This window comes from Vibrio sp. ZF57 (genome assembly GCF_001691235.1).
GTDB classification, from domain to species: domain Bacteria; phylum Pseudomonadota; class Gammaproteobacteria; order Enterobacterales; family Vibrionaceae; genus Vibrio; species Vibrio crassostreae_C.
In genome coordinates this window covers 18,939-30,107 of record NZ_MAKD01000099.1, presented here as the reverse complement: position 1 = coordinate 30,107, position 11,169 = coordinate 18,939, and the positions used below count along the sequence as shown (strand labels likewise).

General features: G+C 43.9%; 8 protein-coding genes. 4 read left to right on the top strand and 4 right to left on the bottom strand.

Going from position 1 to position 11,169, the window contains the following annotated elements:
* Nucleotides 1–152: 152 nt before the first annotated feature.
* Nucleotides 153–839 (top strand): MaoC family dehydratase, encoded by a 687-nt coding sequence (locus tag A6D97_RS15595; protein ID WP_017059493.1) that lies wholly within the window; start codon nucleotides 153–155, stop codon nucleotides 837–839.
* Between the two features lie 91 nt (nucleotides 840–930).
* Here A6D97_RS15595 and A6D97_RS15590 read toward each other — a convergent pair whose 3' ends face one another.
* Nucleotides 931–1,746 (bottom strand): phosphate ABC transporter substrate-binding protein, encoded by an 816-nt coding sequence (locus A6D97_RS15590; protein ID WP_017068410.1) that lies wholly within the window; start codon nucleotides 1,744–1,746, stop codon nucleotides 931–933.
* A gap of 264 nt (nucleotides 1,747–2,010) precedes the next feature.
* Between A6D97_RS15590 and A6D97_RS15585 the strand changes: the two genes are divergently transcribed.
* Entirely contained in the window at nucleotides 2,011–2,373 is a 363-nt protein-coding gene (locus A6D97_RS15585) for a DUF3024 domain-containing protein (RefSeq protein WP_017059495.1), read from the top strand.
* Nucleotides 2,374–2,557: 184 nt separating this feature from the next.
* Here the strand turns inward: A6D97_RS15585 and A6D97_RS15580 are convergent, their stop codons facing one another.
* Together A6D97_RS15580 and rnb are read right to left on the bottom strand one after the other, a co-directional pair.
* On the bottom strand, nucleotides 2,558–3,388 hold the full coding sequence (locus A6D97_RS15580) for an AraC family transcriptional regulator (protein WP_017064362.1): 831 nt from the start codon (nucleotides 3,386–3,388) through the stop codon (nucleotides 2,558–2,560).
* Nucleotides 3,389–3,591: 203 nt separating this feature from the next.
* Complete coding sequence (rnb, locus tag A6D97_RS15575) at nucleotides 3,592–5,598, bottom strand: exoribonuclease II (RefSeq protein ID WP_065584748.1); 2,007 nt, start codon at nucleotides 5,596–5,598, stop codon at nucleotides 3,592–3,594.
* Nucleotides 5,599–5,907: 309 nt separating this feature from the next.
* Here rnb and A6D97_RS15570 point away from each other — a divergent pair, with 309 nt between their 5' ends.
* Nucleotides 5,908–7,977: a DEAD/DEAH box helicase gene (locus A6D97_RS15570; protein ID WP_080582207.1), complete on the top strand. Its 2,070-nt coding sequence runs from the start codon at nucleotides 5,908–5,910 to the stop codon at nucleotides 7,975–7,977.
* A gap of 743 nt (nucleotides 7,978–8,720) precedes the next feature.
* Nucleotides 8,721–9,914, top strand: coding sequence for an acetate/propionate family kinase (locus A6D97_RS15565; RefSeq protein WP_017064366.1), 1,194 nt, complete (start codon nucleotides 8,721–8,723; stop codon nucleotides 9,912–9,914).
* A 267-nt stretch (nucleotides 9,915–10,181) separates the two neighbouring features.
* Here A6D97_RS15565 and A6D97_RS15560 read toward each other — a convergent pair whose 3' ends face one another.
* Nucleotides 10,182–11,147, bottom strand: coding sequence for a helix-turn-helix domain-containing protein (locus A6D97_RS15560; protein WP_065584747.1), 966 nt, complete (start codon nucleotides 11,145–11,147; stop codon nucleotides 10,182–10,184).
* Between the last annotated feature and the right edge of the window lie 22 nt (nucleotides 11,148–11,169).

Sequence of the window (11,169 nt, the reverse complement as noted above, 5' to 3'; positions counted from 1 at the left end):
TAATAAAATGATGTTTTATTGGTAAGTATATGTTTAATATGATTTTAACAAGGTTCAGCTAACGGTTGTATGCTCGAAAACATTTGCACAATAGTGTGAAGTGTTTCAAAATTACGAAGTTATATTGAAATTTTTTGTGCATTGAGGTTCTTATGAAAGTCATTGATTTATTTAAACACCGAGGCGATAGCATGTCTTCGCAACACTCAGAGTTTATGCAATGGATGTCTCCAGCTCTTAGAGATTACTGGGGCGACTTTCTTAATCGTACGCAAAATAGCCATTTCTTTGCGTGGGTTCGTGATCACCACAAACCTGCTGTCAATGAAGATGCACCAGAGATGCCGGTGGAACAGCCGATCGTACTTAAGCCAGAAGCACAACTTGTGTTTGATGAGCTTAATCAACAGATCGGTGAAGTCATCCATACTGGCGACTGGATCAATGTAAGTCAAGACCGTATTAACCAGTTCGGCCTTGTTACTGAAGATATGCAGTGGATTCACACTGAGCCTGAAAAAGCGGAAACAGACTCTCCGTTCAAAACAACCATCGCACATGGTTTTTTAACTTTATCTCTGCTTCCTCGATTGACTGACAGTGTTGACCCTGACAAGTCTCAATTCCCAACAGCGAAGATGGTCGTAAACATTGGTCTTAACCAAGTACGTTTCCCATACCCTGTTAAATCGGGCAGTAATGTTCGTGCTAAAAGTACGCTAACAAAAGTAACGCCAATTAAGAAAGGCCTAGAGATTGAACGCGAAATTCGCGTCGAAATCGAAGGTATTCGTCGTCCTGGCGCTGTGATCGTTTCAGTGATTCAACTTCACTTCTAAGTGGTTTGTAAAGAAGCGATTTATAAAGATTCAAAAAAAGAGAGAGCATAGTGCTCTCTCTTTTTGTTTACATTAGATAAAACTATCCCACTTATTTAATGCGAGTGTAGCCGTACTCTTCGATAAGTTCTTGCCCTTGCTTTGACTTCACGAACTTGATGAAGTCTTTGCTCTCGTCAGAAACTGAGTCTGTCTTGTGCAGCAACAAGAATGGGCGAGCCAATTCATAGCTGTGGTTAGCAATGTTCTTAGATGTTGGCTCTACGCCTTCAAATGTAATTGCTTTAATCGAACGGTCGATTGAACCAACAGAGATAAAACCAATCGCGTGTGGGTTATGGTTAACAATCGTTTTAACCATGCTGTTGCTGTTTACAACCAAGTTATTTGGGTTGATGTCAGACACTAGACGGTCATTAATGATCTTCGTTAAACCAAGCAAGCTTTCGAAGCTATAGCGTGAGCCAGAAGACGCTTCGCGAGTGACAACTGCGATAGGCTGATCTGCGCCACCCACAGCTTTCCAGTTCGTGATTTTGCCTTTGTAGATATCGAACAGCTGCTCACGTGTAACGTTGCTTACAGCGTTTGAGCGGTTAGTTACTACAGCTAGGCCGTCAAAGGCAATTGGAAATACCTTCAACTTCTCGTCTTGTTCGCGGTCGGTTAAATAACGCGAGCTCATACCGATGTCAGAGACACCTTTATTAACCATGGTAATACCTGCTGTAGAACCAATGCCCTGAACCGCAATATAGTTATCAGGGTGAGTCTTGTTGTACTCCTCAGCTAATACATCCATCACTCGTGATACTGAAGTGGAGCCCGAAATAGTGGTTTCTTGTGCTAAAGCAGCATGAGAAGACAGGGCTAAGGATAAAAGAGAGGCAAGCGCGACTCGTAACATAAACAACTCCTAGTTAATAACATTTGTCGCATATGATAGGTCGGTTATATGACACTTTTGTGAAATTCCATACTCTCGATGTATAGCTGTTCGCTTGATGAGTCGTTGCTTTCTGGGTTTCCGAAAGCAAGATTCGTTTCTGGGAGCAGGGCAGGTATTTTGATTACGCTTGTTCGCTAAAATGTTTGTTGAGTCCTAAGCTAAGTAGAGGAATTCACTACTTAGAAGTTTCTATGAAGTTTCTATGAAGTTACAAGGGGTGTTATGTCCGTCATTCATATAGAACTGAATCGTCTTTTAATTGGGGCTGAAAGGCTCTGTACTTCTCGTAATCGCAGTTTACCTGTGGAGCTAGGCAAATCCCTATATGAAGAGTGTGAGGGTGGTGTGCTGTTTTCTCAGGCGCATTATCTACTCGACTCATCTCACAGTGATTATACAAACGAGATCGTCTGCGTGACTTTTGATGAGTCGCTGTCTTGTTGGTTAGTGATGGTGCCGCTTGAAGGGGATGTCGAAACCGACTCTGTGAATTGGGGGCCGTATCCGTACCTTCCTAAATCGAAGGATCTTGATGCTATTTTGGCGGAAATAGAAAAAGACCCTAAATCGTACTTCTGGTCATAGTCACTCTGTTTTCACGTTTGCTGGTGGCCTGCTCGCAAAGCTGAATCAATGAGTATCAAAACTCAACCACTGAATCCCAAAGCCAAATCATCTCATCCCACACCCAAGTGGCTTAATATTGAAGCCACTTGGTTTACACCAGTTCCCAACTAAGACGTCCACATCAATCTATCGCTTTGTTTCTTTAAACTTGCGGCTTTACGCTCTGCAGTTGTGCTTGTGCCACTAGCGATCGGAAGTCTTTTGGTGTTTTTCCGTGATACGTTTTAAAGGCCGTGCTGAAGTGAGCGGCACTTTTAAAGCCTGACTCATACGCGATTTGAGTGATCGACTTATCCGATGTTCTTAGCTGAGTGGCTGCATGAGCAATACGTTTTATCTTTAATAAGTTTGAGAACGACAGATCTTCAGCCGATAAGCGACGTTTAAGCGTAGCCGGTGACATTCCCATGTAACTGGCGAGCGTATCCAAAGAGATATTGTTTTCAATGTTTTGCTCGATGTAATGAATGACTCTTTGGGTCACGGTTAACCTTGAAGCTCGAGCAATAATAGCCAATAGAGCTGGGTACTGTTCCACCATCAAAGACAGCAAACTTAAGCCTAATTGAGTGAGTGCGTAGTCATTCTGAGAAGAAGAGTTGGCCAGTGACATGATGAGATCTTTCAACTGACAGAGCTCAGTATCCGTTTGATTGAACTTAATGTACTTGTCTGGGATTCGAGCGGACTCTAAATCGCTGAACTGATTAATGAACTTTTGAAAGATAGCCAAATCAAAATCTAAGCAGGTTGCGCTGAATTCGCCATTTTCAGTGTTAACCGTGATGTCTTTAATCTGACCAGAATTGTAAAGGGTGAAATCTCCCGCTTGCAACGAGGCTTGAGTACCATTGGGCAACACAAAAGAAATGCTGCCTTTCGACACTATAAAGATACCGTTTTTAGAGGCAGGATAACGTTCTCGTCTCCTGGGAATGAAGTTTCTGAACTGAGTAACTGTGATTGATGACATAGTGAGCTTCTTTGACGTTGTAAATTGATTGCTTATTGATTGTTTTTTTTAAGTATTGTTTAAGCATGAGACATTTACAAAAAAGGCGCTAATAATTAGCGCCTTTAGAAGTGAACCTTTGAAGCTTTTGACCTTGATAGCTTTGACCTTGAAAGCCGTAACCTTGAAAGCCGTAACCTTGAAAGCTGTAGCTGTTAAAGCCTTTAAGCTTCGGTTTCGTTTGTCGTTTCAGGCTCGCTAGGCAAGTCCGCAAATACTTGAGTAGGTTTTGCTACTAAGTTACGGTTTTCCTGATTAACTTCAGAGAGAACTACTTCTAAAACGTCTCCCAGTTTGTATACCATTTCTTTATCGATAGATACAGTACCCATATCACCGTTGCACTCTATTCTTTCTTTATTATTAAGAATGAGAGATCCAGGGATAAATGCAGCAGCACCATTTTCAAGTAAACGTACACGCATACCTGCACGGTTAATATCGAAAATCTCAGCTTGGAAACGAGTTTCTTCTGCTGGAGCATTGGCTAGAGTGCGAGCATACAACCAATCGCCAACATTACGCTCAGCCATGCCGTGGTGACGGCGGTGCAGGGCAAGTTCATCACCGATAGTTTCATCTGGTGTTTGAATTGGCGCTTTACCTAAGATGTGTGCTTTAAGCATACGGTGGTTAATCATGTCGCCATATTTACGAATTGGAGAAGTCCAAGTTGCGTAAATATCTAATCCCATCGCGTAGTGCGGTGCAGGCTCATTGCTGATCTCGCTATACGCTTGGAATTTACGAATACGGTTGTCGTAGTAGCTGTTATCTAAAGAACCTAACCAACGACGTAGAGTAGCAAAACCTTCTAGAGAAATGATTTGCTCTTCAGTGAACGGCGTTTCCGCTTGCGGGTTTACCAGTTCAAGAACGTCGGAGATTTTCTCAGCCTTGAAACCAGAATGGCAGTTAAACACACCTTGGTTGAAGCTCTCTTTTAGTACTCGGCCCGCACAGATGTTCGCGCTGATCATTGATTCTTCAACCAGCTTGTTTGCGCTACGACGCATGTCAGCGTGGATAGCGACAACATCGTTATCTTCGCTCAGTTCAAAGCGGTAGTCAGGGCGATCTGGGAACACAACAGCGTTTGCTGAGCGCCATGCTGAACGTGCTTGAGCAAATTGGTGAAGATCAGAAACAATTGCAGCAATCTCTTCTGATGGTTGCCATTTCTCTGATGCACCTGTTTCTAGCCAGTCTGATACGTTGTCGTAAGCAAGACGAGCATGAGATTTGATGTTTGCAGCGAAGAAGTTAATGTCATCACCGATAACGCCATCTTTAGATACCGTTACTGTGCAGCAAAGTGCAGGACGAACTTCGTTCTCGATCAGTGAACATAGGTTGTCAGCAAGATCACGAGGCAACATTGGGATGTTGCGACCAGGAAGGTAGATAGTGAAACCGCGCTCGCGTGCCACTTTATCCATCGCATCATCTGGAGAGATGTAAGCCGTTGGATCAGCAATTGCGATAGTCAGTTCAAAATCACCGTTCTCTTTCTTCTTCGCGTAAAGCGCGTCATCCATATCTTTTGTGCTTTCGCCATCGATAGTCACAAAAGGGACGTGCGTCATGTCTACACGTTCAAGATCGGCGTCATCGTTGATTAGCCAGTTGTCGATGCCTTCAGGCTCGCTGTTTGGTAGATCGTTTTGTGCCAGCGTTACCCACCAAGGTGCAATCTTGTCGTCAGCGTCTGTGATTTTCTCAGAGATCTGAGCCAAGAAACCATTGTCATCTTTTAATGGGTGTTGAACGATATGAGCAACAACCCAGTCACCTTCTTTAAGCGTTTCAGGGTTTAGACCCTTCATTGCTTTCGCTTTAAGTTGCAGTTTTTTGAGCTGCGGGTGATCAGGAACAACGTTCAATCGGCCTTTGAAAAGCTTAACTCGTGCAATAAAGCGAGTAAGACCTTGTTCAACCAATTCCTCAGGCTCTGCTACTTCGCGCTCTTTCTCTGTGCGAATGATGGCAATCACCTTGTCACCGTGCACACATTTCTTCATGTACGGAGGCGGGATAAAGAAGCTTGTTTTGCTATCAACTTCGAGAAAACCAAAACCTTTTTCAGTGGCTTTGATGGTACCTTCCTTTTTAGGGAGGGTTTCTTGGATTTGCTGCTTGAGCTGAGCGAGTAGAGGATTATCTTGAAACATTTTGACTTTTATCTATCGAGGACAATTGAGCACACTATAATCATTGCGAGGCTTGATTACTACTTAAAGGCGAAGTGAGCGTTAATTAATTGCCCTCTTATTTAACTAGGTCAATTTGCTAGGAGATGGGTGCTGTGACGAGATATTCATCAAGTTTTGACGATATGATAACCAGTATTGATGTAAAAGCGAAAAATATGTGATGTATTTCAATTTTTTCTGGATTTTTTTATGCATTTAGGGAATAATCCGCCTCCCTTAGACGTCCCTAATGGCTTGAAGTGTTTTATTACTGCTTCGTAACTCTGAATGGAATCAGTATCTGATTGGATCAGTATTGGAATTGATAGAGCTCCCGGGACCTTTTGTTTACTTATATATAGTGGGATCCCAATGTCCGAATCTGTAATTCAATTTAATGAATTAGCCCTAAACGATAACATTCTTTCAGCTCTTGATAGCATGGGTTTCGTTTCTCCGACTCCAATCCAAGCAGCAGCTATTCCTCTTCTTCTTGAAGGCCGTGACGCACTAGGTAAAGCACAGACTGGTACTGGTAAAACAGCAGCATTCTCTCTGCCTTTACTTAACAAAATCAACCTGAACCAACACAAACCACAAGCAATCATCATGGCTCCTACTCGTGAGCTAGCGATTCAAGTTGCTGCGGAAATCAAAAACCTTGGCCGTGATATCAAAGGTCTTAAAGTTATTGAAATCTACGGTGGTGCTTCAATTGTTGACCAAATGCGTGCTCTAAGCCGCGGTGCTCACATTGTTGTTGGTACTCCAGGTCGTGTTAAAGACTTACTAACTCGTGACCGTCTACACCTAGATGAAGCACACACATTTGTTCTTGATGAAGCAGATGAAATGCTGAAAATGGGCTTCGTAGATGACGTTACTTGGATCCTAGAGCAAGCTCCAGAATCTGCACAACGTGTACTTTTCTCTGCAACTATGCCTCCAATGGTTAAGACTATTGTTGACCGTTACCTACGTAACCCGGCTAAAGTTGACGTTGCTGGTACTAACCACACAGTTGATAAAGTAGCGCAGAACTTCTGGGTTGTTAAAGGCGTAGAAAAAGACGAAGCAATGTCTCGTCTTCTAGAAACTGAAGAAACTGACGCGTCAATCGTATTCGTACGTACTCGTCAAGACACTGAGCGTCTAGCTGATTGGCTATCTGCACGTGGCTTCAAAGCTGCTGCACTGCACGGTGATATTCCTCAGTCTCTACGTGAGCGTACTGTTGATCACATCAAACAAGGTGTTATCGACATCCTAGTTGCAACTGACGTTGTAGCTCGTGGTCTTGATGTTCCACGTATCACTCACGTATTCAACTACGACATCCCATTCGATGTTGAATCTTACATCCACCGTATTGGTCGTACTGGCCGTGCTGGACGTAAAGGTAAAGCGATCCTACTAGTTCGCACTAACCAAATTCGCATGCTTCGCACAATCGAGCGTGTAACTAAGTCTCAAATGGAAGAAATCCAACTTCCTCTACGTGACCAAGTTGCTGCTGCACGTGTTGCTAAGCTTGGCGCTGAACTTGAAACTGAGAAAGAAAGCAAAGCACTAGAAAACTTTGCAGGTCTTATCTCTACTCTTCAAGAGTCTCTAGAAGTTGATGCTGCTACTCTAGCTGCAATGCTTCTTAAGCGTCAGCAAGGTAAGAGCCCACTATTCTACGTTGGCGAAGACCCAATGATCGCTGCTATTGAGCGTGATAAGAACCGTCGCAAAGAGCGTCGTGAAGATCGTGACAACGGCCGTGACGGTGGTGGTCGCAACTTCAATACTCAAGATTGGGATACTTACCAACTACAAGTTGGCCGTGAGCAAGGCGTTCAGGTTAAAGACATCGTTGGCGCACTAGCAAACGAACTTGGCCTAACTAAAGGTTCTATCGGTGCTATCAAGCTAGACCAAGGTTCTACTTACGTTCAACTGCCAAAAGCAATGAACTCTGAAACTGCTGGTAAGCTAAGCAAACTTCGCATTCGTCAAAAAGAAGCTGGCGCTGTAGTTGTTGATTTCAATGACTTCCGTGAGCCTCGTCGTGGCGGCGGCGGTCGTGATGGCAACCGTGGTGGCAACCGTGGCGGTCGTGATGGTGGAGGCTACCGTGGTAACCGTGAAGGCGGCAACCGCGAAGGTGGTAACCGTGAAGGCGGTCGTGGTGGATACCGTGGCAACCGTGATGGTGCTCGCGATGGTAACTCTGCTGGCGGACGTGATGGCGAACGTCGTTTCGACCGTAACCGTGGTGGCGATCACCGTGGTAACTTCCGTGGCGAACGTGGCCATGGTAACGGCAATGGCGGTGGTAACCGTGGTCGTCGTCCAGAGCGCAACGAAGGTTAATCAACCTGTCGCTTAGACGCTTTAGGTCTAGACACTGAATTTAAAAGCCGAGCGTAATGCTCGGCTTTTTTGTGCCTGCTATTTGAACTTAAGCTTTGGTCGGCTCGATATTCGTAGATAACTTACTTTAATCAAGCTTCGTTCCTGTAACTATGCTTCGTCCATGAAACTAAGCATCGCGCCTAGAACGAATGTTAGTGCCAAAACTTAGCTGTATCGCGTTCTAAGCCTATACCAAAAGAACGTGCTACAAGATGCTGAAACAAAGAGTGAAGGCTATCTAAGCGTCGTTACAGTGCATCTATTCGTAGAGTTGTGCTCAAAGGCAATCAAAATAAGATCAGATCACTATTCTCAACTTCAGTGAGCTTTTTGATGCAAACACTGAGCAATTGAGAAATCGAGCAAAAAGTTATCGGTAATGATAAGCAGACGAAAGGGAAGGGTGGTTGTTTTTCAAGCGGATCACCTGCATTTGTTCGAGTCGCTTTAATTAACTGAATCAAGTTAAAAATAACGTGAGCACTCGTTTGCGTCACCTGTTCATTAATTTTCTTATTCAACTATTTTTTAATTCTGCTCTCGAAATAAATAATTTAATGACCAAGATCAACTTAATTGTGTTCATTTAGTGATTTTTTCAAAACAAAAGTTGAAAGATTCAAAAATTATTGAATAATGGACTTAACTAAAATTGAAGTAAACACTTCATCCAATTCGTACTGAAACAGGATCCATATCCAATGTCTAATTCGTTTGTTCTGGTTATTAACTCGGGTAGTTCATCCCTAAAATTTGCTGTAATCGATTCTGTTTCTGGTGAAGCAGTATTAAGTGGCCTAGGGGAGTGTTTTGGTCTTGAAGATGCTCGTATGAGCTGGAAATTCCAAGGCGAGAAAACTGAAATTGCCATTCAAGGTGAAGATAACCACCACAAAATTGCCATTGGCAAATTGGTTGGCCTGATGGAAGACCTAGGCTTCACGGCTGATATCGTGGCTATCGGTCACCGTATCGTTCACGGCGGTGAGAAGTTCACTCAAACGGTTCGCATTACTGAAGAAGTAACGAACGAAATTGAAAGCCTATCTGACCTAGCTCCACTTCATAACCCAGCAGGTGCTATCGGTATCCGTGCTGCAATTGAAGCTTTCCCTTCTCTACCTCAGTTCGCTGTATTTGATACTGCTTTCCACCAAACAATGCCTCAACGTGCATTCACTGGTGCAATCGCAAAAGAGCTATACACAGACTTCGGCGTACGTCGCTACGGTTTCCACGGCACTAGCCACTACTTCGTTAGCCGTGAAGCTGCGAAGATGGTTAACAAGCCAATCGAAAAATCGAGCTTCATCTCTGTTCACCTAGGTAACGGCGCATCTGTATGTGCTATTAAAGATGGTAACAGTGTTGATACTTCTATGGGCTTCACACCACTTTCAGGCCTAATGATGGGCACACGTTGTGGTGACCTAGACCCAGGCATCATCGAATACCTACTTAAGAAAGGCTGGTCACAAGAGCAAGTATTTAACTCTCTAAACAAGGAGTCTGGCTTCCTTGGCGTGTCTGGTCTTACGAGCGATGCTCGTGGCATCTTAGAAGCAATGGAAGAGGGCCACGAAGGCGCTAAGCTTGCGTTTGAGGTGTTTACTTACCGCGTAGCGAAATACGTTGCTTCTTACCTAGCAACGCTAGATTCTTTAGACGGTATCATCTTCACTGGTGGTATCGGTGAGAACTCTCTACCAATTCGTCGTGAAATCCTAAACAACCTTAAGATTCTAGGTTTCGTTGAAGATGTAGCAGGTAACGAATCTGCTCGCTTTGGTGCTGAAGGGATCATCGCTAAGTCTGAAATGTTAGACGCAGTAGCAATGGTTATCCCAACCAACGAAGAATTCGTGATCGCCCAGCAGTCGGTTGAACTGCTGTAATTTTTTCAAAAACAGATAGTTAAAAGCGAGCTTAGTGCTCGCTTTTTTGATCTTATATGTTGGATAGACCATCGCTAAGTGGCCTTATAGCGAGATAGTCAAAACTCATTCTATTGATTTCGGCAAATCATTTTGTAGCTTCAAACTAGTGATGTTAGGGCTGGCTTGTGATGCCCCAAAAACGCCTAGAATTGAACTTGCAAGGTTTCAGATACAAAAAGTAATAGATGCGACGATCTAGCCCCATCGCCCTCAATGAAATTAAGACTATTGCTTGAATGTAGTGCGCCACTGAATCGGCGATACATGAAAAGCCGATTTAAAGTGCTTTCTGAATACACTGTCAGAGCCAAAACCCGCTTGCTCTGCAACTTGAGGTATCGATAGTTTCGTGGTTTCTAATAGACGTTGGCTAAGCACCAAACGTCGGTTTTGCAGCCATTCACCAAATGTACAGCCATAGGTGGATTTAAACTGGCGTGTGAAGGTACGTTTACTCATCGCACAGCGCTCAGCGACTTCATCTAGTGAGTGACACTGATTAAGGCTCTGCTCCACCAGCTCAATCACAAGGCTAATACTTGTCTCTGTAAGAGGTTTTATGTTGACTGGTGCTGGTATGTATTGCTGCTGTCCACCAGTACGAGATGGCGCAGTCACCATCTTACGTGCGAGATCATTCGCAAGCTCACTACCACACAAACGGCGCACTATATGTAGACAACAATCGAGTGAAGCAGCTACTCCAGCAGAGGTAATGATAGTCTCATGTTCAACAAATAGAGGGTTTGGGTCAAAATCCACCTTAGGAAATTGCTGCTGAAATTGTTCGGAAAACGCCCAATGGCTTGTGGCACGTTTTCCATCGAGAACGCCAGCACATGCAAGTACATAAGACCCGAGGCAGAGTCCTACTAGTAGCTTACCTTTCCCATGATGCTCTATTAGCGCCTCTATAAGTCGCTCACTTGGCTCTGGCAGGTCATTTGGCCAGCTTGGAACAATCACAATATCCGCCTCTTTAATAGCGCTCAAATCTCTATCGAGCACCACACCAAATCCAGAGCTTGTTTCAAACTGCAAGCTGTTTTCGCAACAGATCCTCAAGTCAAACCGAACCGGCTGACCGAAAAAGATATCTTGAAACACCAGACAAGGCACAGAGAGATGAAAAGCACTGATGCCTTCAAAGGCTACCATCGTAATTTTAATTAGCTCGGTTGATTTGTTCACAAGTGTCTCGATTTGCGCGAAT